The following is a 24,557-nucleotide window of genomic DNA, read 5'->3' as shown; positions in this document are numbered from 1 at the left end:
CGGTGGAGGTGCCGGGAATCGAACCCGGGTCCTTCGGTGCTTCGTCAGGGCTTCTCCGAGCGCAGCTCACTATGCCTTTACTCGGCCCTACCAATCACGTGAGCGAGTTGGTATGACGGGCCCAGCCGTGTTTGATCTCGCCGCACAATCCTCACGACTAGGACTGCTTGGCCAGCCTTCTAGCTGATGCCGACAAACCGGGTCGAAGGCGACCCCGGGTCGACAGACTTGCTACTTACCTCAGGCGGCAAGAGCGAAGTCAGCGCGGGAGTTATCCTTGGCGCTTATAAGTTTCCGACGACCGATTCTCGAGACGACGTCGGCTTCCTCGGCTCGCTTCCCCTGTCTCCACGTACGAAGTCGAAACCAGTCACCCCCTGGTATTTGGTACAGCTAGACAATCTTAGCTCACCCGGCAGGAACCGCCAGCGACGGAGCAGCTCGGTGATCTCACACTGCTGTCGCCGTCCTTGCCGCCCTGGAAACCGGCGGAGACGGAGCTGCGGCCGCGGAGCGTGCCGGTCAGGGTGACCTGGTTGCCACTCTCCGAAGCGCGGGTGTTCCAGACGCCGTAGAGCTTGATGTCGGAGCCGGACGGGTAGCCGATCGTCACGGTGTAGTCGCGCGACTCCGAGCTGGTGTTCTCGATCCGGACCGAGGCGATGAAGCCGCCGCGCCAGCTCGCCGTCGTGGAGTAGGTGGCCGCGAAGTGGTCGACAGGCGGTGGCGGCGCGGTCGTGGTCCGGGTCGGCTTCGGGGTCTGCGGCGCCTTGGTGGTGGTCTTCTCCGGAATCGGTGAGGACCCCGCCGGCGAGGTCGGCGCCGCGGCCGGTGCGGACGACACGGACGGCGTGGGGCCGGCCGACGGCGACGCCGGGGCGGAGGAGGCCGAGACGGAGACCGACACGGACACCGAGGGCGACGGCGACGGTGAGACCGAGGTTGACGCGCCCGGTGAGGCCGTCGCGGTGGTCAGCGCCTCGTCCAGCGGGATGTGGTTCTCAACCGCCTGCAGGTCGGCCGCGGAGGGCTGGACCAGCAGCGGCTCACCCCCGGCCTCGGCCGAGGAGTCGCCGGAGCGGATCACGATCCAGCCGACCAGCGCGACCAGGACGGCGGCGGCGAGACCGAGGATGAGTCGTGCGGGGGTGAGCTTCTGATCGGCATGCTTGGACAACGGGCCGAGTCTCCTCGCGAACACAGAGCCGAACAACGATCGACTGAGCCGAAGGACGGTCGGCAGAGCCGATAGACGATCAACAGGATCAGGGGCGGACGAGGATACCCCGTCAGTCCATGCCCTTGGCACGGCGGCCCATGGCCTTGTTGATCTCGCGCTCGGCGTCCCGCTTGGCGAGGTCCTGGCGCTTGTCGTAGCTCTTCTTGCCCTTCGCGACGCCGATCTCGACCTTCGCGTAGCCGTTCTGGAAGTAGACCTGTAGCGGCACCAGGGTGATGCCGTCGTCCCGCAGCTTGCCGAGCACCTTGTGGATCTCTTCGCGGTTCAGGAGAAGTTTCCGTACGCGCCGAGGCTCGTGATTGGTCCAGGTCCCCTGCGTGTACTCCGGGATGTGCATCCCGTGCAGGAAGAGCTCGCCGTGGTTCTCGTGGCCGAACGCGTCGACCAGCGAGGCCCGGCCGGCCCGCAGTGACTTCACCTCGGTCCCGGTCAGGACCATCCCGGCTTCGTAGGTGTCCAGGATGGCGTAGTCGTGGTACGCCTTGCGGTTGGAGGCCACCGGCTTACGCCCCTGTTCGCGCGGCATGTCGGCCCTCCCTATCGACGTTCGTGCAACCGATCAATAGTACAAGGATCGTCAGCAGAGGCAGCCCGGCAGGTATCGGAGCGGATTGCGCGGCACCCCGCCGAACCGTGTCTCGAAGTGCAGGTGCGCGCCGGTGGACGCGCCGGTGCTGCCGACCCGCCCGATCACCTGGCCGCGCCGGACGTAGGTGCCGGGTCGCACGTACGACCGGGACTGGTGTGCGTAACAGGTGGTGAAGCCGTACCCGCCGAGCCGGCCGTGGTTGATGCACGTGTAGAGGCCGTAGCCGCCGTTCCAGTCCGACTGGATCACCCGTCCGGAGGCGGCGGCCCGGATCGAGGTGCCCGACCCGGCGGCGAAGTCGGTTCCGGCGTGGAGTTGCCAGACACGGTAGTAGGGGTCGTACCGATTGCCGAAGTCGCTGGTCTTCCATCCTTGGACCGGCATCATGAGGCGCCCACCGCCGTAGCGTCGCGCGGAGGTGCCGTTGCGGTGGTCGAAACCGCGCAGGGCGGCCTGCACCTTGCGCTCGGTGGCGAGCGCGGCACGGTACTGGGCGAGCACGGCGGCCCGCTGTGACTGGGCCGTCGTCAGGGCGGTCTTGCGGGCGAGGACCAGCTGGTACATCGCCTGCCGGGCCTTCACCGCGGCGACCTGGGCGGTCTGGGCGGCGCGGAGCTTGCTGAGCGCGATCCGCTCGTACTCCTCCGCGGCGCGCTTCGCGGCGCCGGCGCGGTCCTGCTCGGCGCGGACTTCCCGGCGGGCGTCGATGAGGGTACGGACCTCCTCCTGCTCGTGGTCCATCAGCTGTTCCACGAGGCCCATCCGGTCCAGCATGTCCTGCGGTCCGGCCGCGGTGACCAGGACGTTGAGCCTGGCGAAGGTGCTGCCCATGTAGCTGGTGGCGGCGATGGTGTCGACCCGTTCACGGGCCTCGCGGACCCGGCCGGCCGCGGCGGCGTAGCGCTGGGCGATCCGGCCGTAGTCCTCCCTGGCCCGGTTCGCCTGCCGCCGGGCGGTGTTCGCCTCGACGCGGGTGGCGACGACGACGCCGCGGGTGGTGGCGACCTTCTTCTGCGCGGCGGGCATCGCGGCGGTGGCGACGGCGAGCCGGCGGGCCGCCGACCGGGCGGTGGCGCTGGCGTTCTCCAGGAGGGCCTCGGCCCGGCGGACCGCCCGGGCGGCGTCACCCTCCCGATCCGCGCGTGCCGGCGCTGCTTGATGCACGGGAACCATCGTCGGCGCAGCGGGCACTTCCGAGAAACCCAGCAAACACAGACAAACGGCGAGCAGAGCGGCAGAACGGCAATACCTCACGGGGAGTCACCGTACCCCCACTAATCACCTGCAAAGCCCCAAATCGCCCGACGGCCGCGACCCCATCCGGGATCGCGGCCGTCGGTGAACAGCTGGCTCGGGCGTCAGACCTTGAGGTAGAACCGCAGCGTCACCCAGGCGGTGACCGCGCTGACCAGGGCGCCGACACCGGCGAGCAGCGGCAGCATCAGCCACACGTTGCCGTTCGGGATGGGCGTCAAGATCGTGGTGAGCGCCTGGAGCTTGTTGTCGAGCAGGACCACCTTGCCGATGAACAGGGCGACGAAGCCCAGCACCGCGCCGATCAAGCCGGCGACCACCGCCTCCAGGACGAATGGCGCTTGGATGAACCAGTTCGACGCGCCCACCAGTTTCATGACCGCGACTTCTCGGCGCTTGCTGTAGGCGGCGACCTGGATGGTGTTACCGACCAGCAGCAACGCGGCGAATGCCATCACCGCCGCCACGACCAGGGACATCACCTGGATCGAGTTGAAGATCTTGAAGACCTTGTCGAGCAGGGTGCGCTGGTCGATGATCTGCCGTACGCCCTCCAGCCCTTCGATCTTCTTGGCGAAGTCGGCGTACTTCTCCGGATCGGTCAGCTTCACCCGGTAGGACTCGGGCAGGCTGCTCGAGCTGATCGAGTTGACGAAGTCAGGAGAGTCCTCCCAGAGCACCTTGAAGCGCTCGAAGGCCTGCTCCTTGCTCTCGTACGTCTTCTCCTTGACCAGCGGGTCGCTGTCGATGGCCTGGTCGATCGCCGCCTTCTGCGCTTCGTCGACGTCGTCGGTCAGGAAGATCGAGACCTCGATCGAGCCGTAATAGAAATCCTTCATACGGTCGACCTGCATGTACATGAGCACGCTGGCGCCGAACATGGTCAACGAGACCGCCATGGTGATGATCATGGCGATCGTCATCGTGACGTTTCGCCACAGGCCCACCAGGACCTCGTTGAGGACGTACTTCACGCGCATCGGGGGGATCCTTCCGGGACTCCGCGTGTTCCTGCGTCAGTCATAGATAGGTACACGGGGCCGGGCCTAGCCGTAGACGCCGCGGGCCTGGTCGCGGACGATCCGCCCGCTCTCGATCTCGATGACCCGCCGGCGCATCTGGTTGACGATGTTTGAGTCGTGCGTGACCATCACGACGGTCGTGCCGGTCCGGTTGATCCGGTCCAGCAGTCGCATGATCTCGATCGAGGTGTCCGGGTCGAGGTTACCCGTGGGCTCGTCGGCCAGGAGGATCAGCGGGCGGTTCACGAAGGCCCGGGCCACCGCGACACGCTGCTGCTCACCACCGGAGAGCTCATGCGGGTAACGGTGCTCCTTGCCGCCGAGACCGACCAGCTCGAGCACCTCGGGAACGACGCGCCGGGCGACGGCCTTGGTCTTGCCGATCACCTCGAGGGCGAAAGCCACGTTCTCGTACGCGGTGCGGTTGGGGAGCAGGCGGAAGTCCTGGAAGACGCACCCGATCGACCGGCGGAAGTGGGGAACCTTCCACGATCGGAGCGAGGTCACGTCCTTGGCGTTCACCACCACCTTGCCGCTGGAGGGGGATACCTCCTTCAGCAGCAGCTTGATGATCGTCGACTTGCCGGAACCGGAGGGGCCGATGAAGAAGACGAACTCACCCTTCTCGATCCCGACGCTGACATTGTCCAACGACGGCCGAGACGCCTTCGGATACGTCTTCGTCACGTTCTCGAGCTGAATCACGGGACTGGAGTCTACGCGGTGTAACGAAATCGCCAAGTCCGCTGGGGGCCGGAATATTTGCCACCTGCGGCAACAGCGAAACTGGACGCACCTCGCCTGACCGACTGTTCAGGCGAGGTAGCGCTCAGTCACGATCATGAGGACGCGCTCAACTGATTCTGCTTCCGCCAACGGATGCCCGCCTCGATGAAGCCGTCCACATCGCCGTCGAACACGCTCATCGGGTTACCGACCTCGAACTCAGTGCGCAGATCCTTCACCATTTGGTACGGGTGCAGGACGTACGAACGCATCTGATCGCCCCACGATCCGGTGGTGTCCTGCCTCAGATCGGCCATCTTGGCCGCCTCCTCCTGGCGCTTGCGCTCCAGAAGGCGGGCCTGGAGCACCCGCATGGCAGCCGCCTTGTTCTGGAGCTGCGACTTCTCGTTCTGGCAGGACGCCACGATGCCGGTCGGGATGTGGGTCAGCCGGACCGCCGAGTCGGTGGTGTTGACGCTCTGCCCACCCGGGCCGGACGACCGGTACACGTCGACCCGGATCTCGTTCTCCGGAATGTCGATGTGGTCGGTCTGCTCCACAACGGGCATAACCTCCACGCCGGCGAAGCTGGTCTGCCGGCGGCCCTGGTTGTCGAACGGGCTGATCCGGACGAGCCGGTGCGTGCCGGACTCGACGCTCAGGGTCCCGAACGCGTAGGGGACCTTCACCGCGAAGGTCGCGGACTTCAGACCGGCCTCTTCCGCGTACGACGTGTCGTAGACCTCGGTCGGGTAACCATGACGCTCGGCCCATCGCAGGTACATCCGCATGAGCATCTCCGCGAAGTCCGCGGCGTCCACGCCACCGGCGCCGGCCCGGATCGCGACGAGAGCTTCACGGGAGTCGTACTCACCGGAGAGGAGAGTGCGGACCTCCATCTCCTCGATGGCCTTGCTCAGTGTGGTGACCTCGTCGCCGACCTCGGCGAGCGACCCGGCGTCAGCCTCGGCCTCGGCGAGCTCCAGGAGAACCCCGGCGTCGTCGAGCCGGGACCGCAGGCGCTCCAGCTTGGAGATCTCGCCCGACACGTACGCCAAGCGGCTGTTCACCTCCTGCGCGCGGGTCTGGTCGTCCCAGAGGTCCGGTGCGGAGGCTTGCTCTTCCAGGTCGGCCTTGTCGCGGCGCAGCTTGTCCACGTCCAGGACGGTCTCGATGTTGCGGAGGGTGGCGTCGAGGACTTTGAGTTGCTCGGGAAAGTCGGCAGCGGTCACGACACTCAAGACTACGCCGCCCGGCCAGTGAGCTGGCCGGGCAGGTCGCATATCAGCTCGTCGGCACGGCCTTGAGCCACGTGAGGGCGGCCTTGTGATAGGCGACGGCGAACTCCAGCGCGGCGGCGCCGTACGGATCACCGTTCTTCTTCGCCTCCTTGGCCTGTTCCTTCGCCATCGCCATGGCCTCGGAGTGGTACTGGTTGGCATTGCTGTAGAGCGTCTCGAGCTGGTCGCCGCTGTGCTGCTGGCCGAAGGCCACCCGCAGCGCGACCGGATTACGCAGCGCGTCGCGGCCGGGCGACTCGGCGAGCCAGCGGCTGAAGGCACGCTTGCCGGAAGCCGTGATGGCGTAGGGCTGACTGGATCGGGGACCCGGCTTGCCGAGGCGGACATACCCCATTTCGGCCAGTACGGGCAATTCGCGGTAGACCTGGCTCCGCGTCATCGACCAGTAGGGCCCGAGGCGGCGTTCGGCAGCCGCCATCAGCTGGCCACCGGTCATCGGCCCCTCATGGAGCAGGCCGAGAAGGGCAGCCGCCGTCGGATTGATTTGGAAGTCGGGCATGCCTTCTAAGCTGCCACTTTGTCCTCCCGGCGTCCAGGATTTCGCACGATCCGTCCAGTTTGCGTCTCCACAAACGACTGTCCCGCACAGACAGTCCGGCAACCTGCGGGCAGACGCGGCGTTTTGCCCTTCGAAGCGGTCTTGAGCAGGTAGGATGGAACACTCAAACGGTCAGACGACACGTGCAAGGCAGCAACCGGACGAAAACCGGCAAAGCTGACATGCGAAAAACGACACCTAGCTCATATGCGGATAGTTCCACTGCGTCGGCGGGTCGAAGGTTTCCTTGATCGTCCGCGGCGACACCCACCGCTGCAGATTCAAGATCGAACCGGCCTTGTCGTTGGTCCCGCTCCCCCGCGCGCCGCCGAACGGTTGCTGTCCGACAACGGCTCCGGTGGGCTTGTCGTTGACGTAGAAGTTGCCCGCCGTGAATCGCAGCGCCGCCTGCGCGCGGTCCACCGCAGCACGGTCGGTGGCGAAGATCGAACCCGTCAGGGCGTACGGCGTCGCGGCGTCGGCCTGCGCCATGACCGCCTCGAACTCCGCATCCGGGTAGACGTGCACGCCGAGGATCGGCCCGAAGAACTCGGTCGTGAAGATCTCGTGGGTCGGATCCGTCCCCTCGACCAGCGTCGGTGCGACGAACCAGCCCTCCGAGTCGTCGGCCACTCCACCGGCCAGCACGGTGCACGAGGCGCTGTTCTTGATCCGGTCCAGGGCGCCGGCCAGCCGGGCGAACGACCTGCCGTCGATCACCGCGCCGCCGAAGACGGAGAGGTCGGTGACGTCCCCGTAGCCGATGGAGGCGACCGACGCGGCGAGGCGATCCCGCAGGCCACCGTCCCATAGGCTGCGGGGCACGTAGGCACGGGACGCCGCCGAGCACTTCTGCCCCTGGTACTCGTACGCCCCTCGGATGAGCGCCGTGTGCAGCGCCTCGGCGTCCGCGCTCGGATGGGCCAGGACGAAGTCCTTGCCACCGGTCTCTCCCACCAGGCGCGGGTACGCCCGATAGCGGCCGATGTTCTCGCCGATCGCACGCCACAACTGCCGGAACGTGGCGGTGGAGCCGGTGAAGTGGATGCCCGCCAGGTCCGGATCGGTCAGCGCCACATCGGAGACGGCGAGACCGTCACCGGTCACCATGTTGATCACACCGGCTGGCAGGCCGGCCGCCTCGAACAGCCGCATGGTGAAGTGCGCCGACAGCTGCTGGGTCGGCGACGGCTTCCAGACCACCGTGTTGCCCAGCAGCGCCGGCGCGCTCGGAAGATTCCCGGCGATCGCCGTGAAGTTGAACGGCGTGATCGCGTAGACGAAGCCCTCCAGGGGACGGTGGTCGAAGCGGTTCCACACGCCCGGTGAGGATTCCGGCTGCTCGGCCAGGAGCCGCTCGGCGAAGTGCACGTTGAAGCGGAGGAAGTCGATCAGCTCGCAGGCCGCGTCGATCTCCGCCTGGTAGCAGGACTTGGACTGGCCGAGGATGGTGGCGGCGTTCAGGGTGTCGCGCCACGGCCCGGCCAGCAACTCGGCCGCCCTCAGGAAGATCGCCGCGCGCTCGCTGAACGGCAGCTCCCGCCAGCCGGGCGCGGCCCGCTTCGCCGCCTCGACGGCCGAAGCGGCGTCGGCGCGGGAGGCGTTTCCGGTCACGCCGAGGATCTCGCGACGCCGGTGCGGCTGGACCACCTCGATCGCCGGGCCGTCGGCCATCCGCTGCCGGCCGCCGATCGTCATCGTCAGATCCGGCCGCTCCCCGCTCAGCGCCGCCACCCGCTCCGCCAGTGACGCGCGCTCGGGGCTGCCGGGCGCATAACCACGAACCGTTTCGTTCCGGGGCTCCGGAACCGAGAACAGAGCGTCCATCGTGCCATCGTCGCACCTCGTCGGCGGCCGGTCAGGTACGCGCAGCTTCGCCCGTTACCCTGACCTCCATGACCGACCGTCCCACCTCCCCGGCGTCCGCCGCTCCCGAAGAGGAGTCCCGGCTCACCGTCGTGCTGCTCGCGGCCGCCGCCATCGCCTGGACGGCCGCGATGCTGTGGTCCGCCCGCACCACCATCACCGGCCGGGTCAGCGCCGAGATGGAGGTGACCTCGACGGCGTACGCACTGCCCGGCGCGGTCGCGGCCGACCTGGTGGCCGGCGCCGCCGTGGCCCTGCTCGTGCTCACCCTGATCGGCGCCCGGCGCACCCTCGGCCCCAGCGCGCGCTTCGCCGTCGCGACCGGCGCGGGGCTGCTGACCGGTCTGCTCAGCGCCATTCCGGTCGTCACGATCAACACGGCCGGTTCGCTCTACGCGATCGTCGGCGGCACCGTGGCGGCCGCCGCCACGATCGGCGGCGCGCTCGCCGGCTTCCGGATCCCGAGGGTCATCGCAGCGGCCGCGTTCGCGTCGATCGGCGTCTTCGTCCTCGGCTTCGTGCTCAACCTCTTCCAGGCGCCGGTGCTCGACCTGCTCGGCGCCGGCGACACGGCATCCACCGCCAATGCGGCGCAGTGGTTCTCGTACGGGCAGGCCGCGCTGAGCGGTCTCGCCGCCGGCCTGATCGCGTTCTTCCTGCTCCGCCGCGCCGAAGGCGCCGTGAAGTGGCCGTTCTACGCCCTCGCCGGCGCCGGTGCCGGCCTGGTCACGGTGATCGGCGAGATCCTCTCCCGGACCGCCGGCTCCAAGGTGCTGGAGCTGGCCGGCAAGGTCAGCGAGCTGGACAAGCTGGCCCAGCAGATCCTCAGCACCGCCCGGCTCAACAGCGGCCTGATCGTGCTCTTCGTCGGCGCGATGACCGCGATGCTCGCCGTCGGCCGGACGATGTCACCGGCCACCGATGAGGACGACGACGAGGAGGACGAGGGTCAGACCAGCTCGTCCAACTCGGAGACGGCGTACCACTCCAACTCGTGATCCTCGGCGCTGTCGACGGTGAACTGGGCGTCCGGGTCGCCGGCCAGCGCCTCCTCCACCACGTCGGCGGCGGCCGCGACCGACTCGGCCGCGTCCTCACTGTCGACGTGGATGCTCGCGACCTCCGCCAGCAGGATCGGCCGCGGTAGCCGGACCGAACTCGACCCCAGCTCGGTGTCCTCGCGGACCAGGGTGGAGCCGGCGACGTCGGCCGAGACCACGACGCGCCGGCGCGGGGCTGCGGAGTCGTAGCGCAACAGCTGCAGGGCGCCCTGGGCGGCACGGGTGAAGGCGACGTACTCCAACTCCTCCTCGTCGCCCTCGGCGTACCACTCGCGGAGCGCCGGCGTCACCGCCTGCGCCTCCATCCCCTCCAGACCGAGCTGCCCGGAAGCCCGCAGGGCGGCGAGCAGCGGCACGGTGGCCGGCACGTAAACCCGGACCAGGTCGGTGTTCGGCACGTCTTCCTCCTGGACTATCGCGATCGGCCTATTCCACCAGGCGATGTCCCATCGTGGCGATCCGGGACCCTCCGCCGGAGGCAAACGGTGGCAAACTCAGGCTATGGAGCCTCGATTCCTGTTGCTGGCCGACGTGGCGGCCGAGCTCAACGTCTCGGACTCGCAGGTCTACCACATGGTCCGCAGCGGCGAACTGCCCGCGATCAAGATCGGTGGGCGCGGTCAGTGGCGCGTCGAGCGGACCAGGCTCGAGGAATACATCCAGAGCAAGTACGCGGAAACCGCCGCGTGGGTGCGCGACAACCCCCTGAACGAGCGTGAGCCGGACTGAGGCCGTTTTGCCCGTTCCCCCGCATCGCATCGGGCGCATTGCTGGGGCCTTCGTCGCGAGCGACAGTCGAAGGCAAACGTAGGCAAACGAAAAGGTTCGGGGGTTCTTATGCGCTCTACCATCCGTCTGCGCCCAGTCCCCCGCTACGAACCACCCTTCGACGACGAGCTGGCACCCCAGATCTGGAGCCCACCCCACCAGCAGCTGGCGCTCACCTGGCCCGATCCCCCACCGCCCGATCCTTCCCCCGCACCAGACGAGTCTTCGTCCACGCGGTCGGGTGAGCTTTCATCCGCGCGGTCGAGTGAGCCTTCATCCGCGCGGTCGTGTGGGCCTCCACCCGCGCAGCCGGGTGAGCTTTCATCCGCGCGGTCGGGCGAGCTCGCATCCGCGCGGTCGGGCGAGCCCGCGCCATCAGGTGAGCGTTCATCCGCGCACGCTTCCGCCGCGCCATCAGGCAAGCGCAAGCCCTCATCCGCATTGTCGCCCGGACGCGGCGCTGGTGCTTCAGCCGCGCATTCGACGAGGCCCGGAGCCGCACGATCTGGCGAGCCCGCCGACACACCGCGAGCAGAGCACCGAGCCACATCGCAGCCAGTGCCTTCAGCCGCATCACCGGCCGGGCGCTCAGCCGGACCGCGGTCGGGCTCCTCATCCGTGCGGCGTGGCGGGGCGACCCTCGTGTCACCAGCCGGTGCCGGATCCGCGCGGTCGATCGAGGCCGGCTCGACGCCAACGGCCGGCTCGTCGCTCGGGCGGTCGGGCGAGGGCGGTCCTGGGGCTCAGGCAGCGGCATCGGCTGCGAGGTCGACGATGGGGTCGACGATGGGCTCGGTTGGGAGTGGTGGGCACGGGCAGCGGGCGCTGCCGCCTGGCGCTTCGGGTGATGCTCGGTTGGCTGTTCGACGGTTTGTGCGGCTTTGCGTCGAAGTGCTCAACGGGTTCCGGCCGGCCGGGCATCTGCGCCGGTTCAGTCTGCCGTCGGAGGCGGCCGAGGTGGTTGAGACGGGACTTCAGGGCGCGCGGTGGGTCGGCCGGCTACGCAGCGCCCAGTTGGACGGCGTCCCTGCTGGTAGTACGAAGAGAACCCGGCGCCCCACCCCTGTGGCAGTTCTGCGGGTGCGGCTCTGTGAGCCCCGGCAAGGTGCCATCGAGGCGGCGGTGGTGCTGGCGAGCGGGGAGCGTACGTGGGCGATGGCCCTACGACTCGAGCTCCACCAGGAGGCCTGGGTGGTGACGATTCTGCGGCTGATCTGACGAGACCCCGACGGAGGGTCCCCGGGGCGCCTGGCGAGCACCGCAGGCGACGGGCGTTCCGGGCCTCCACAGCCGCCACGAAGCGAGCCCGCGCAAGGAGCGAGCCCGCGCGAGCAGCGAGCCGCGCAAGAAACGAGCCCGCGCAAAAAGCGAGCCCGCGCAAGAAACGAACCCGCGCGAGCAGCGAGCCCGCGCCGCGAACCGGCTCGCCCGAAGGGCGGGTATGGGAACGGCCCGCAACCGGGTGGCTGCGGGCCGCTCGCGACTTGCTTGCTGTCAGGCTGCGCCGGGGGCGCCGTGGCAGCGCTTGTACTTCTTGCCTGAGCCGCAGTAGCACGGGGCGTTGCGGGACGGGCCGCCCGACTCCTGGCCTGACGTGCGCTGGGAGGCGGCGCGGGCGCCGGTGTGGGCCGGGTTGGCCGGGACCGGGCTGGGGCCGGGGCCGACGTTCGGCTGCGGGGCCTGGTGCTGGATCACCGGGCGGCCGTCGCCGGCCTCGCCGTCGATGGCGGGGGCGGTGTACTGCAGGTTCTGCGGACGGCCGGGGCCACCGAGACCCTTCGCGCGCACCTCGACGCGGTCCGGCTCGGCGTCCGCCTCCGGCTCGGCGTCGTCGTCGCCGCCGACCTTGGGGAGCGCGAAGGCCTGGGACGGGTCGACCGTGATGGAGGGCTGCTCCTCGACCTGGACTTCGAGGTTGAAGACGAAGCCGACGGCCTCCTCCTTGATCCCCTCCATCATCTGGTTGAACATGTCGAAGCCCTCGCGCTGATATTCCACGACCGGGTCGCGTTGCGCGTACGCCCGGAGGCTGATGCCCTCCTGCAGGTAGTCCATCTCGTAGAGGTGCTCGCGCCACTTCCGGTCGATGACCGCCAGGAGCACCTGGCGCTCCAGCTCGCGGAGCGCTTCCTCGCCGAGCTCGTCCTCGCGGGCCTGGTAGGAGGCCTGCGCGTCCTGCTTCAGCTGCTCGGCCAGGAACTCGGCGTCGATGGTGCTGCGCTCACCGCCGGACTCCTCGATGATGTCCTCGAGCGTGAGGGTCACCGGGTAGAGCCGCTTCAGGTCGGTGAAGAGCTGGTCGAGGTCCCAGTCCTCGGCGTAGCCCTCGGAGGTGGCCGCCGTGACGATGTCGCCGATCACGTCGTCGATCATGTTCTTGACCTGGTCGTGCATGTCCTCGCCGTTGAGCACGCGCTTGCGCTCGGCGTAGATGACCTGGCGCTGCTTGTTGAGCACCTCGTCGTACTTCAGGACGTTCTTCCGGATCTCGGCGTTCTGACCCTCGATCTGGGTCTGCGCGCTGCGGATCTGGCGGGTCACCATCTTCGACTCGATCGGCACGTCGTCCGGGATGTTGAAGCGCTCCATGACGGCCTCGACCGCGCCGGCCCGGAACCGCTTCATCAGGTCGTCCTGCAGCGACAGGTAGAACCGGGACTCGCCCGGGTCGCCCTGCCGGCCGGAACGACCGCGCAGCTGGTTGTCGATGCGGCGGGAGTCGTGCCGCTCGGTGCCGAGGACGTAGAGACCGCCGGCGGCCTGCACCTCGGCCTGCTCGGCGTCGCACGCCTCCTTGACGGAGGGCAGGACGTCCTCGAGGGCCTTCGCGTACTCCTCGGGGTTCTCCACCGGGTCGAGGCCGCGCTGGGCGAGCTCCTGGGCGGCGAGGAAGTCGGCGTTGCCACCGAGCAGGATGTCGGTACCACGGCCGGCCATGTTGGTGGCGACGGTGACCGCGCCCTTCCGGCCGGCCTGCGCGATGATCGTTGCTTCCTGCGCGTGGAACTTCGCGTTCAGCACGCTGTGCGGGATGCCGCGGCGGCGCAGCAGCTGGGAGAGGATCTCCGAGTTCTCCACGGAGACGGTGCCGACGAGGACCGGCTGACCGGTCGCGTGCCGCTCGGCGATGTCCTCGATGACCGCGTCGAACTTCGCCTTCTCGGTCTTGTAGATGACGTCCGGGTGGTCGATGCGGACCATCGGGCGGTGCGTCGGGATGCTCACGACGCCGACCTTGTAGACGTTGTTGAACTCGCCGGCCTCGGTCTGCGCCGTACCGGTCATGCCGCCGAGCTTCTCGTACAGGCGGAAGTAGTTCTGCAGCGTGACGGTCGCGAGGGTCTGGTTCTCCTGCTTGACCTCCACGCCCTCCTTCGCCTCGATGGCCTGGTGCATGCCCTCGTTGTAGCGGCGGCCGTGCAGGATGCGACCGGTGAACTCATCGACGATCAGCACCTCGTTCTCGGGGCTGACGATGTAGTCCTTGTCCTTCTTGTAGAGCTCCTTCGCCTTGATGGCGTTGTTCAGGTAGCCCACGAGAGGGGTGTTCACCGACTCGTAGAGGTTGTCGATGCCGAGGCGGTCCTCGACCTTCGCGACGCCGCGCTCGGTGATCGCCACGGTGCGCTTCGCGTGGTCGACCTCGTAGTCGCCCTCGCCGTCCTTGCCGGGCTGGAGCCGGTTGACGATCTGGGAGAACTCGCCGTACCACCGGGCGGAGTGCTCGGCCGGTCCGGAGATGATCAGCGGGGTCCGCGCCTCGTCGATGAGGATCGAGTCGACCTCGTCGACGATCGCGAAGTTGTGGCCGCGCTGGACCAGCTCCGCCTTCGACCACGCCATGTTGTCGCGCAGGTAGTCGAAGCCGAACTCGTTGTTGGTGCCATAGGTGATGTCGCACTCGTAGGCGGCGCGGTGCTCGGCGGACGGCCGGTTCGGCAGGATCACGCCGACGGTCAGGCCGAGGAACACGTGCACCCGGCCGACCCACTCGGCGTCACGCTGGGCGAGATAGTCGTTCACCGTGATGATGTGCACGCCCTTGCCGCTCAACGCGTTGAGGTAGGCGGGGAACACACCGGTCAGGGTCTTGCCCTCACCGGTCTTCATCTCCGGGATGTTGCCGAAGTGCAGCGCGGCGCCGCCCATCAGCTGGACGTCGTAGGCCCTCTGGCCCAGCACGCGCTTCGCGCCCTCACGAGCGACGGCGAACGCCTCCGGAAGCAGCGAGTCGAGCGACTCACCCTCCTGATAGCGCTCCTTGAAACTCTCCGTGCATTCACGCAGCTCGTCATCGGTGAGGTCGACGTAGTCGTCCTCGATCGAGTTGACCGCGTCCGCGATCGCCTTGAGCCGTCGCACCATGCGGCCTTCGCCGGCGCGGAGGATCTTTTCCAAAATCGACACGGGTCAACGCTCCCCTAGACAGTCTGCCGAACCATCGTAGGCACCTTCGCTCGGGACCTGTGACCCGAGCCTCCAGTGAAACTCACAAACCGGGCGAAAGGTTTCACTAAGTTCGCTGACAGCGTCATTTCCAACCGGTTTGGCGTCCCGGGCGCGTCGCGGAGAGGATGGCCCCGTGGAACAGGGTTCAGTGGATCAGAACGAGACCAAGCCGCAGAGGCTGATCGAACCCGGACAGGGGCGGCTGGAACTCCTGATCGGCTGGGGCGACCCGGCGGGCCAGCGCGCCGCCATGGAAGCCGGTTTCACCAGGGAAGGCGTCCGTCGCATGCCGGACGAGGAGCTGCAGGTCTGGTCCCGGCTGCCCGGCGATCCGGCCGAACCGGCTCCGCGCCTGCTGCCCGACCTCCCCGGCAGTGAGCTCAGCGACGGCGTGGTGAGCCTGCGCCCGCTGGATGAGGGAGATGTCGCTTTTTACACCGAACTGCACTCCCTGCCGGAAGTCGTCGCCACGAGCGTCCCGCCGGTGCCGCCCTCGGCCGAGGAGGTACGCCGCCGCTGCCTGCGATCTCCGGCGAACTGGCTGGCCGGAACCCGCGCCGACCTGGTGATCCTGGACACCGCCACGGGCGAGAGGGCCGGCGAGATCGACCTGTATTACCAGGAGCCGCCGACTCAGCAGGCCATGATCGGCTACAGCATGCTGCCGGCGTACAGAGGACGGGGTTTCGCAACCCGCGCCGCACAGCTCGTCGCGCTCTGGGCCTTCGCCGAAACGGACATCGCGCGGCTCATCGCGGGCGCGGCGCCGGAGAACATCGGCTCACAGCGGGTGCTGGAGAAGGCCGGCTTCCGGCGCGAGGCGTTCCTGCGATCTCGGCTGCCCGGTCCGGGCGGTACGAGGATCGACGACGTGCAGTACGTCCTTCTCGCTGGAGACCTGCTCGCGCAGGCCTCCAGCGGAGGCTAGATCACATGGCGAGGCTGAGGATGCCGTAGTCGTAGCCACGGCGGCGGTAGACGACGCTGGGCCGGCCGCTGTCCTTGTCCTGGAACAGGTAGAAGTCGTGGCCGACGAGCTCCATCTGGAAGAGCGCGTCGTCGACGGTCATCGGCTCGGCGGAGTGCTCTTTCTCCCTGACGATGCGCCACGGCTGGTCCGCGTCGTGTTCGGCCAGCTCGGTGTCGACCTCGGGCTCGGCGACCAGGGTGGTGGTCCCGCCCGGATGGACGTCGGTGGGGAGGTTGGCGGTGGCAGCTGCGACGGAGACCGGCGCGTGCCGTCCGCGGTGCACCCGGCGCCGGTCGGCAGAACGCCTCAGCCGGCCGTCGAGCTTGTTGATCGCGCAGTCCAGAGCTGCGTAGAAGTCTTGTGCCTGTGCCTCGGCGCGAACGACCGGGCCTCGCGTCATGACGGTGATCTCGACCCGCTGGCAGGTGTCGGACTGTCGCGGATTGCGCTCGTGGAAAAGCTCCACGTCCACTCTCATCAGCTTCGAGTCGTAACGCTCGACCTTGCTGAGCTTCTCGGCGACATGCTCTCGGTAGTGATCGGGAACCTCTACGTTGCGGCCCTTGACGACAATGTCCACTCGTGACCTCCCCCAACGTTGTGCTTGCGGGCGCCTGAACGCGGCGCATCATGCTCGGAAGACACCGCGTGACGAACCGCCGACGCGGCCTACGTGGGTTGGACGACTCCTTTCCGGCGCGGGGACCCGAAGCCGGCGGCGGATGAACGATTACGTTCGCCCTCGTCACCTAGACGCTAACCTGCCTCTGCCTCCACGTCACCACTCGTTTGGGATAACGGACGGCTGACATTCGCCTCTATCGGCAAGCCGGGAAGGCATGGGAGTCAAACACCGGGAGTAATCTTTCGCAGCTGGGTCGCTGCTAGCACCGCGGCACCGTTGACCTGCATGTCCGCCTCCTCAAGACGGCGTACCACCGCGGCCAGAGTGGCACCGGTGGTGACGATGTCGTCCGTCACCACCAGCGTGCCCCTCATCCGGTCGCCGCGTCGGAGAACGCCGATTCGAGAAATGATTCGCAGGGAATTGACAGCTGCGGCATGCCGTCCGGCAGCGTCCAGTGACGTGGAGTCAGGGCGGGGCAGCGCTCGCAGCGGCTGCGCCATCGCCGCGGTCCATCCGGCCGCCCGCAGCCGCCGCACCGCGTGCCGGGTCATCCGGGCCATGTGGTCGCCGTGCCGCTCCCGGCGGGCCGCCGCCGTCGAGGGCACCGGAAGGAGCACGACCGGGCGGTCCGCCGGCGCGACCGCCGCGACCGCGCCGGCCAGCAGCGTGCCGAGCGGCCGGGCGAGCCGGTGCCGGCCCTTCTCCTTGTACGACAGGATGGCGCCGCGCATCGCCCCGGCGTACGGCCCGACCGCCACGCAGGCCGGGAAGCCCGGTGGCGGCGGCGTCGGGACGGCCGGACGCGGCGCCAGGCCCTCCAGCTCGATCACGCAGAGGGCGCACGTCCCGTACGTGAGGCGCACCCGCTCGGCGCCGCAGCCGGCACACGATCCCGGGAGAACCAGGTCGGCCAGCTCGGCGAACATCTCCGGGCGGTCAGTTCAGGAAGAACGGCGCCGACGGCACGATGTTCGCCGGCTGGTCGCCGGGCGGCTCGGCCAGGTCGTCCGGGTCTATCCGGACCGCGGTGGAGAGCGCGTCCCAGGCAGCGTCGGCGGTCGTGTACGACACGTAGTCGGCGTTGCCCAGCTCCGTGCTGCTCTGGTTCACCGGGTTGGCCGGGTAGGCCGTCACGTAGGTCACCGCGTCGTCGCCGAGGTCGGGCAGCCGCGGGTCCTGCAGCGCGCCGTCGATCGTCACGTCCAGGACGGTGACCCGGCCGCCGCCGCCGACACCCGCCACGGTGATCCAGCCCTCGCCGCTGAAGTCGGCGGCGGTGACCTTCTGCAGGGGCGGGCGGAGCAGTTCCGGCTCGCTGAGCGACACACCGTCGCCGCTCAGGGCCAGGACCGCGCGGTAGAGCCGGCCGCCCGCGGCGATCGCCACCCGGTGGCCGTCCGGCGCCACCGTGATCGCAGTGAGGCCGCCGGACACGCCGGAGACCGGCACCGCCCGGGCCGGCCCGCCGTCCGCGCGGAAGCTGTAGAGCCCGCCGTTCACGATGATCAGCCCGATCGCGTCCTCGGGCCGGTTGCCGTTGCCGGTCATCGCCCAGTGCGGGTATCCGAGGCCCTCCGGCAGGCCGGTCACCTCGCGCAGCACCGGTTCGCCGCCGCCGTTCGTGGTGACGCCGACCCGCAGCGTCTGGTTGTGCCCGGAACCGGTGACCAGCGCTGCGAACGTCTGCCCCGCCGACGCGCTCAGCGCCGCCGTCCGGACGTCCTTGTTCGCCTGCGGCGGGATGCCCGGGATGGCCTGGACCGCGCGGGGCGTCTCGGAGAGGCGGACGATCTTCCCGCCGTAGACCGCGAAGCGCTCCGGCCGGCTCTCCAGCCGGAAGGCGGCGTTGCTGGTCAGGAAGTCGGTGCCGTAGTAGTTCTGGGTCTCCTGGTGGCCGATCTTTAGGGCGAGGCTGCCCTTCTCCGGCAGCAGGGACTGCAACGACCACTGGATCTGGCGGCGTAGCCGGTTCAGCGCCTCTTCGGCGCCCTCGGTCGGCACCGCCTGCGCGCTCAGGTTGATCGCCAGCGTGTCGTTGTCGATCGCCGGGATCTTGCCGAGCAGCGTGGTGCCCTGTGGCAGCACGTCGGCGACGCTGCGCAGCCACGGCGCCGGGCCCTCGATGAGCCAGCCGAGCACCGTCGTCGGCACCTGCTCGATCGGCACCTCGCGCAGCATGTAGCGGACGTCCGGGATCAGGCCGGTGTGCTCGGTGTTCCAGAAGTAGATGGTGCGCTGCGTATAGCGGCTGGCCAGCGCGGTGTCGGTGATCAGCAGAACCGGCGGGGCCTCGGTCACGTAGAGCGAGATGCCGTCCTCGGCGGTGCCGAGCTTGATCTCGTACTTCCCGCGGACCGGGTCCTTCGGCGGCTCCAGCAGGCCGTTCTTGCCGAGCGTGCCGATCAGCTCGTAGTTGAACGCGACCTCGGCCTGCCCGGACGAGAACAGCGGGGTGCCGATCAGCCGGATCACCCGCGGGATCGCCACCGGCTTGAACCTGTCGGCGGCGTCCGGCGACATGAACTCCTTGACCCGCTCGGTCGCGCCGTCGTAGTCGCCGGCCGCCGCGGCCAGGTAGTTGGCGACGAATTGGCCACGGTCGCTGGTCGTGGTCCGGGTCGCCTGGGCCGGCGGGTCCTCGCTGCCGGTGGTGATGCCGGTCGACTGGCCGGGGCCGACCACCGTCACACCGGACTCGTCGGGGATGCCGCACCCGGCGAGCACCACAGCGGTCACCGCCACGACGGCGGGCAGGGAACGGCGCATCAGCTGGACACCTCCGCCGGACGATCCCGGGGTATGAGGGGGAGCGGCGCGGCCACCAGCCGGTCACCGGCCCGGACCGGCAGGGTCAGCCGGAACTGCGAGCCCTCGCCCGGCGCGCCCCACGCCTCCAGCCAGCCGCCGTGCAGCCGGGCGTCCTCGACGCTGATGGACAGGCCCAGGCCGGTGCCGCCGGTCTGCCGGGCCCGGGACGGGTCGGCGCGCCAGAACCGGTTGAAGACCAGGCGCTCCTCCCCCGGTTTCAAACCGATGCCGTAGTCGCGCACGGTGATCGCCACGGCCGCCTCGTCGGTCGTCATCGTGACGATGACCGGCTTGGCCTCGGCGTGCTCGATCGCGTTGCCGACCAGGTTGCGCAGCACCCGCTCGACCCGGCGCGGGTCCACTTCGGCGATCACCGGGGTGTCCGGCAGCCGCAGCTCGACCTCGACACCGGCCCTCTCGGCCAGGCCCGCGAGACGCTCGGCGACCCGCTCCACGATCGGGACCAGGTCGGTGTGCTCGGCGTCCAGGGCGGCGAACCCGGCGTCGAAGCGGCTGATCTCCAGCAGGTCGGTGAGCAGGCCCTCGAACCGGTCCAGCTCGGCCTGGAGGAGCTCGGCGCTGCGGGCCACCGCGGGATCGAAGCTCTCCCGCTCGGAGAAGATGAGGTCGGCGGCCATCCGCACGGTGGTGAGCGGCGTCCGCAACTCGTGCGAGACGTCGGACGTGAACCGCCGCTGCAGCCGGGACATCTCCTCGAGCCGGACGATCTGGCGCTGAAGGTTCGCCGCCATCTGGTTGAACGCGGCGGCGAGCAGCGCGAGGTCGTCCTCGCCGTCCACCTTCATCCGCTGGTCGAGCAGGCCGGCGGAGAGCCGCTGGGCGGTCCGCGCGGCCACCCGGACCGGCGTCACCACCATGCGGGTGACCAGGCCGGCCACCACGCCGAGCAGGATCACCAGCGCGATGCCGGTGACCAGCACGGTGGTGCGGATCTGGTTGGCGGCACGGTCCTCGGTGGTCAGCGGGACCATGTAGTAGAGCTCGAGGTGGCCGAACTTGGTCGGCACCGGGGCGCCGTAGACCAGGTATTTCGTGGTCGCGCCGTCCACCTCGGCTGTCCGGATCTGCTGCGCCACCTGGCCCTGCTCGGCCACCGCTCGGATCATGTCGGGCGTGATCAGCTGACGGGTGTCCACCGAGGCGGGCAGCGTGACGGCGGGCAGGTCCGCGTAGTGTTCGGCGCGGATCGAGATGACCGAGTCGCCGTCCTCCGCCGGGTCGCCGTCGAAGAGCTCGTTGACCGTGTCGTTGATCGTGTTCGGCAGCTCCGGGTCGCGCGACTGCGGGTGCACGGTGAGCTGCCGGTACGCATAAGCGACCTTGCCGCTCATCGACGAGGAGATCTCGTCCTGGGTGCGGCTCAGCAGGATGTTGGCGCTCTGCGCCGCGATGAACCAGCCGAAGGTGCCGACCAGCAGGCTGGACAGGACCAGCGTGATGGTGACGACCCGCAGGTGCAGCGACCGCCGCCAGCCTCGCCGGGCCGGCGCCGTGTATTGCAGGCCGTGCCGGGCGAGCACACGCCAGTAGCGCCGCACCACTCGCAGGGCACGGCGCACGGGCATGGGGAGCCAGGAAGGGGCGCGCATCTCGCGGCAAGAGTAGCCGCTCGAACGGCCTAGCCCGTGCCGGCCTTGTAGCCGACCCCCCGCACCGTCAGGATGATCTCGGGTCGTTCGGGATCGGGCTCTATCTTCGCCCGCAGCCGCTGGACGTGCACGTTGACCAGTCGCGTGTCGGCCGCGTGCCGGTAACCCCAGACCTGCTCGAGCAGCACCTCACGGGTGAAGACCTGGCGCGGCTTGCGAGCCAGGGCGACCAGCAGGTCGAACTCGAGCGGGGTGAGCTTCACTTCCTCGCCGTCGCGCGACACGGTGTGCGCCGGCACGTCGATGGTGATCTGGTTGCCGGGAGGGCCGATGGTGAGCATCTCCGGCGCGGCGTCCTCGCCCCGCCGCAGCCGCGCCCGCATCCGGGCCACGAGCTCCTTCGGCTTGAACGGCTTGACCACGTAGTCGTCCGCGCCGGACTCCAGGCCCAGCACCACGTCGACGGTGTCGCTCTTGGCGGTGAGCATGACGATCGGGATGCCCGACTCGGCTCGGATGGCGCGAGCCACGTCGATGCCGCTCATGCCGGGAAGCATCAGGTCCAGCAGGACGATGTCGGGGCGATTCTCCCGGAAAGCGGCCAGGGCACGTTCACCGTCGGCGACGAAGGAGGGGAGGAATCCTTCGCTTCGCAGGACGATGCCGAGCATCTCGGCCAACGCGGGGTCGTCGTCGACGACCAGTACCCGGGCTCTCATGCGGTCCAATATTGCACTGTCGCCCCACTCTTCGCGCCACCTGGGGGTCGATCATGTGAAACGGGCGGTCCCGAACCCCAGAGGGACCGCCCGTTTCACACGATCAGCGATCAGGCGCCGGGCCGGTCGAACTCACCTGCCCGGATACCGGCGATGAAGCCGGTCCAGTCGCCTGTGCCGAAGGTGAGCACCGGGCCCGTGACGTCCTTCGAGTCACGTACCAGCACCGCAGCCGGAGCGTTGGCGACCTCGACGCAATGCCCAGCAGCGCCACTACGGCTGCTCTTACGCCAGGAAAGCGTGGCGTTCTGCATGATCATCCCCTTCCGTGGAATAGCTTCTCCATTGGACCCCACGGCGAGCTCTCAGCGAGCCAGTCGATCCCTCGTCTCAGCGATGGCCGTTCGGCTCTCTTCTAGCGACAATGCGCGTTCTTGCAGGTCATCGAATGCGTCTTGATAAACGTCGATCTCTTCCGGCTTCACCCGGAAGAGTCCGCCGGTGAGCCCCTCGATGTGCACGACCGGGTTACGGGTGCCCACCGCGAACTCCATGACCAGGAACGACTCGATGAGGCCGGCGTGCGCGCCGGCGTGGAACGGCAGGATCTGGAGCTCGACGCCGGGGCGGCTGCTCGCCTCGTACAGCCGGGCCAGCTGGCGCCGCTGCACGTCGCGCCCGCCGATCTCGCGCAGCAGGACGCCCTCGTCGATCACGATCCGCAGGTTGGGCGGAGGGTCCCGGGTGAGCACCGTCTGCCGGCCCATCCGCAGGGCGAGCCGGCGCTGGATGATGGCGGTGTCGTCGATGTCGGCGCCGGTCTCGATCACCGCGCGGGCGTACTCGTCGGTCTGCAGCAGGCCCGGCACCACCTGGGCCTCCCACTCGGAGATCCGGACGGCCTCGCTCTCGAGCGCGAGGTACTCGTCGTACGGATCGGGCACCGACGATCGGTACGGCGTCCACCACGCCCGTGCCCGCCCTCGCCGGGCCAGATCCCGCAGCCGGCCGCGGTCCTCGACGGCCACGCCGTAGAGAGTGAGCAACCGGTCCAGGTCGGCCTCGCTGATGCCGGTGTGCGCTGTCTCGATCCGGCTCAGTTTCGACTCCGACCACCCGAGCGCGGTCGCCACGTCGACCGCGCGGCGTTCACCGCGGAGACGGCGAAGTTCACCACCGAGCTCCCGGCGTGCTGTCGATGTCGGCCTCGCCACGCAGCCACCATATCGGCGCATCAATAGCCCGTTGCAACTTGCATCGGCGGCATTGCACTTGCAGCGGCCACCGCGCCGTGAAGTAATGGTGAGAGATAGCCCACCTGCGAAGGCGGCAACCTCCGCAGTTGACAAGAGCCCCCACTCGGCGGGCGAGTGGGGGCTCCGGCATGTCTTGACGCTGGTCTAGTAGCGGTAATGGTCCGGCTTGAAGGGTCCTTCGGCCGCGATCCCGAGGTACGCCGCCTGCTCCTTGGTGAGCCGGGTGAGCTTCACGCCGAGCGCGTCGAGGTGCAGCCGGGCGACTTTCTCGTCGAGTTTCTTCGGCAGCACATACACCCCCACGGGGTACTCCTCGGTCTTGGTGAAGAGCTCGATCTGGGCGATCGTCTGGTTCGAGAAGCTGTTGCTCATCACGAACGACGGGTGCCCGGTGGCGTTGCCGAGGTTCAGCAGCCGCCCCTCGGAGAGCACGATGATCGAGTGCCCGTCGTCGAAGCGCCACTCGTCGACCTGCGGCTTGATGGTGATCCTCCGAACGTCCTTGCGCGCGGCCAGGCCGGCCATGTCGATCTCGTTGTCGAAATGACCGATGTTTCCGACGATGGCCTGGTGCTTCATCTGCGCCATGTGCTCATGCGTGATCACGTCGAAGCAGCCGGTCGCCGTGACGAAGATGTCCGCGTACTTCACGACCTCGTCGATCGTCGCCACCTGGTACCCGTCCATCGCGGCCTGCAGCGCGCAGATCGGGTCGACCTCGGTGACGATCACCCGGGCGCCCTGCCCGCGCAGCGACTCGGCGCACCCCTTGCCCACGTCGCCGTAGCCGAAGACCACCGCCACCTTGCCGCCGATCAGCACGTCGGTGGCCCGGTTGATGCCGTCGATCAGCGAGTGCCGGCAGCCGTACTTGTTATCGAACTTCGACTTCGTCACCGAGTCGTTCACGTTGATCGCCGGGAAGAGCAGCGTGCCGTGCAACTGCATCTCGTAGAGCCGGTGCACGCCGGTGGTGGTCTCCTCGGTGACGCCCTTGATCCCGGCGGCCACCCGGGTCCAGCGCTTGCCGTCCTCGCCGAGGCTGCGCTTGAGCAACTTGAGGATGACCGCGTACTCCTCGGAGGACGCGGTCTCCTCGGGCGGCACCACGCCGGCCTTCTCGAACTCAGCGCCCTTGTGCACGAGCAGCGTCGCGTCACCGCCGTCGTCAAGGATCATGTTGGGCGCCTCGCCGTCCGGCCAGAGCAGCACCTGCTCGGTGCACCACCAGTACTCCTCGAGCGTCTCGCCCTTCCACGCGTAGACCGGCACACCCTGCGGCCTCTCCGGCGTTCCGTCCGGACCCACGACCATGGCGGCGGCCGCGTGATCCTGGGTGGAGAAGATGTTGCAGGAGGCCCAGCGGACCTGCGCGCCGAGCGCCGTGAGCGTCTCGATCAGCACGGCGGTCTGGATCGTCATGTGCAGCGAGCCGGTGATCCGGGCCCCGCGCAGAGGCTGACTCGGCCCGAACTCTCTGCGCAGCGCCATCAGGCCGGGCATCTCGTGCTCGGCCAGCTCGATCTCCTTGCGCCCGAAGGCGGCGAGCGAGAGGTCGGCCACCTTGAAATCACCGTCCGCCAACATCAAGATCCCCTTTTCTTGTACGGACGACGCCGTCGCCGGAAGCAGCCACGCCTGCACGTGACGACCCTGCGCAAGCCCTTTGCCACTCATCCTGGCTGCCGCGGCGCGATCCCGAGGCCAGAACGGGACACTCGATCCGCGATTGCCGCCGGCCGCGCGGAGCGA

The 24,557-nt window shown here is 68.8% G+C and carries 22 protein-coding genes and 1 other RNA gene; 4 read left to right on the top strand and 19 right to left on the bottom strand.

All coding sequences use genetic code 11. The features are described from left to right. From ssrA to pruA, 9 genes are all read right to left on the bottom strand, one after another. Window positions 1–378, bottom strand: a transfer-messenger RNA (tmRNA) gene (ssrA, locus tag EP757_RS14800). A gap of 25 nt (window positions 379–403) precedes the next feature. After that, on the bottom strand, window positions 404–1,177 hold the full coding sequence (locus EP757_RS14795) for a cellulose binding domain-containing protein (protein WP_127546446.1): 774 nt from the start codon (window positions 1,175–1,177) through the stop codon (window positions 404–406). 112 nt (window positions 1,178–1,289) lie between these two features. Beyond that, entirely contained in the window at window positions 1,290–1,766 is a 477-nt protein-coding gene (gene smpB, locus EP757_RS14790) for an SsrA-binding protein SmpB (protein WP_127546443.1), read from the bottom strand. A gap of 51 nt (window positions 1,767–1,817) precedes the next feature. Beyond that, a complete protein-coding gene (locus tag EP757_RS14785; protein ID WP_232050670.1) occupies window positions 1,818–3,002 on the bottom strand; it encodes a M23 family metallopeptidase in 1,185 nt (394 codons plus the stop codon). A 185-nt stretch (window positions 3,003–3,187) separates the two neighbouring features. Continuing rightward, a complete protein-coding gene (ftsX, locus tag EP757_RS14780) occupies window positions 3,188–4,063 on the bottom strand; it encodes a permease-like cell division protein FtsX (RefSeq protein ID WP_127546437.1) in 876 nt (291 codons plus the stop codon). A 66-nt stretch (window positions 4,064–4,129) separates the two neighbouring features. Beyond that, complete coding sequence (ftsE, locus tag EP757_RS14775; protein ID WP_014441003.1) at window positions 4,130–4,810, bottom strand: cell division ATP-binding protein FtsE; 681 nt, start codon at window positions 4,808–4,810, stop codon at window positions 4,130–4,132. A gap of 134 nt (window positions 4,811–4,944) precedes the next feature. Further along, window positions 4,945–6,063: a peptide chain release factor 2 gene (gene prfB, locus EP757_RS14770; protein WP_127546434.1), complete on the bottom strand. Its 1,119-nt coding sequence runs from the start codon at window positions 6,061–6,063 to the stop codon at window positions 4,945–4,947. Between the two features lie 52 nt (window positions 6,064–6,115). Beyond that, window positions 6,116–6,631, bottom strand: a complete 516-nt coding sequence (locus EP757_RS14765; RefSeq protein WP_127546431.1) for a PadR family transcriptional regulator — start codon at window positions 6,629–6,631, stop codon at window positions 6,116–6,118. Window positions 6,632–6,868: 237 nt separating this feature from the next. After that, window positions 6,869–8,497, bottom strand: coding sequence for an L-glutamate gamma-semialdehyde dehydrogenase (gene pruA / locus EP757_RS14760; protein WP_127546428.1), 1,629 nt, complete (start codon window positions 8,495–8,497; stop codon window positions 6,869–6,871). A gap of 68 nt (window positions 8,498–8,565) precedes the next feature. Between pruA and EP757_RS14755 the strand changes: the two genes are divergently transcribed. Further along, window positions 8,566–9,534: a hypothetical protein gene (locus EP757_RS14755; protein ID WP_127546425.1), complete on the top strand. Its 969-nt coding sequence runs from the start codon at window positions 8,566–8,568 to the stop codon at window positions 9,532–9,534. Here EP757_RS14755 and EP757_RS14750 read toward each other — a convergent pair. Continuing rightward, on the bottom strand, window positions 9,486–9,995 hold the full coding sequence (locus tag EP757_RS14750) for a hypothetical protein (RefSeq protein WP_127546422.1): 510 nt from the start codon (window positions 9,993–9,995) through the stop codon (window positions 9,486–9,488). The genes EP757_RS14755 and EP757_RS14750 overlap by 49 nt on opposite strands. Window positions 9,996–10,098: 103 nt before the next feature. Here EP757_RS14750 and EP757_RS14745 point away from each other — a divergent pair, with 103 nt between their 5' ends. Continuing rightward, window positions 10,099–10,326 (top strand): AlpA family transcriptional regulator, encoded by a 228-nt coding sequence (locus EP757_RS14745; RefSeq protein WP_127546419.1) that lies wholly within the window; start codon window positions 10,099–10,101, stop codon window positions 10,324–10,326. 108 nt (window positions 10,327–10,434) lie between these two features. Then, window positions 10,435–11,583 carry an Rv3235 family protein gene (locus EP757_RS44790; RefSeq protein ID WP_370457818.1) on the top strand — a complete coding sequence of 383 codons (1,149 nt, stop codon included), beginning with the start codon at window positions 10,435–10,437 and terminating at the stop codon, window positions 11,581–11,583. A gap of 276 nt (window positions 11,584–11,859) precedes the next feature. Here the strand turns inward: EP757_RS44790 and secA are convergent, their stop codons facing one another. Next, window positions 11,860–14,772 (bottom strand): preprotein translocase subunit SecA, encoded by a 2,913-nt coding sequence (secA, locus tag EP757_RS14735; RefSeq protein ID WP_127546416.1) that lies wholly within the window; start codon window positions 14,770–14,772, stop codon window positions 11,860–11,862. Window positions 14,773–14,947: 175 nt separating this feature from the next. Here secA and EP757_RS14730 point away from each other — a divergent pair, with 175 nt between their 5' ends. After that, window positions 14,948–15,742, top strand: coding sequence for a GNAT family N-acetyltransferase (locus EP757_RS14730; RefSeq protein ID WP_232050510.1), 795 nt, complete (start codon window positions 14,948–14,950; stop codon window positions 15,740–15,742). 1 nt (window position 15,743) lies between these two features. Here EP757_RS14730 and hpf read toward each other — a convergent pair whose 3' ends face one another. From hpf to ahcY, 8 genes are all read right to left on the bottom strand, one after another. After that, entirely contained in the window at window positions 15,744–16,364 is a 621-nt protein-coding gene (gene hpf, locus EP757_RS14725) for a ribosome hibernation-promoting factor, HPF/YfiA family (protein WP_127546413.1), read from the bottom strand. A 266-nt stretch (window positions 16,365–16,630) separates the two neighbouring features. Next, entirely contained in the window at window positions 16,631–17,338 is a 708-nt protein-coding gene (locus EP757_RS14720) for a ComF family protein (protein WP_127546410.1), read from the bottom strand. A 10-nt stretch (window positions 17,339–17,348) separates the two neighbouring features. Next, the gene (locus EP757_RS14715; RefSeq protein WP_127546407.1) at window positions 17,349–19,178 is read right to left on the bottom strand and encodes an LpqB family beta-propeller domain-containing protein; all 1,830 of its coding nucleotides are present in this window, start codon (window positions 19,176–19,178) and stop codon (window positions 17,349–17,351) included. Then, window positions 19,178–20,806: an MtrAB system histidine kinase MtrB gene (gene mtrB, locus EP757_RS14710; RefSeq protein ID WP_127546404.1), complete on the bottom strand. Its 1,629-nt coding sequence runs from the start codon at window positions 20,804–20,806 to the stop codon at window positions 19,178–19,180. The genes EP757_RS14715 and mtrB overlap by 1 nt, the downstream gene beginning before the upstream one ends. Window positions 20,807–20,859: 53 nt before the next feature. Continuing rightward, window positions 20,860–21,549 (bottom strand): MtrAB system response regulator MtrA, encoded by a 690-nt coding sequence (mtrA, locus tag EP757_RS14705; protein ID WP_014688036.1) that lies wholly within the window; start codon window positions 21,547–21,549, stop codon window positions 20,860–20,862. A 110-nt stretch (window positions 21,550–21,659) separates the two neighbouring features. Then, a complete protein-coding gene (locus tag EP757_RS14700) occupies window positions 21,660–21,863 on the bottom strand; it encodes a DUF397 domain-containing protein (protein WP_174262393.1) in 204 nt (67 codons plus the stop codon). Between the two features lie 51 nt (window positions 21,864–21,914). After that, entirely contained in the window at window positions 21,915–22,763 is an 849-nt protein-coding gene (locus EP757_RS14695) for a helix-turn-helix transcriptional regulator (protein WP_127546398.1), read from the bottom strand. 186 nt (window positions 22,764–22,949) lie between these two features. After that, a complete protein-coding gene (ahcY, locus tag EP757_RS14690; RefSeq protein ID WP_127546395.1) occupies window positions 22,950–24,392 on the bottom strand; it encodes an adenosylhomocysteinase in 1,443 nt (480 codons plus the stop codon). Window positions 24,393–24,557: the final 165 nt, after the last annotated feature.

The sequence above is a fragment of the Actinoplanes sp. OR16 genome (genome assembly GCF_004001265.1).
In the GTDB taxonomy this organism is placed as follows: domain Bacteria; phylum Actinomycetota; class Actinomycetes; order Mycobacteriales; family Micromonosporaceae; genus Actinoplanes.
The sequence above is the reverse complement of the archived record's forward strand: the minus strand, read 5'-3'. Positions and strand labels throughout refer to the sequence as shown.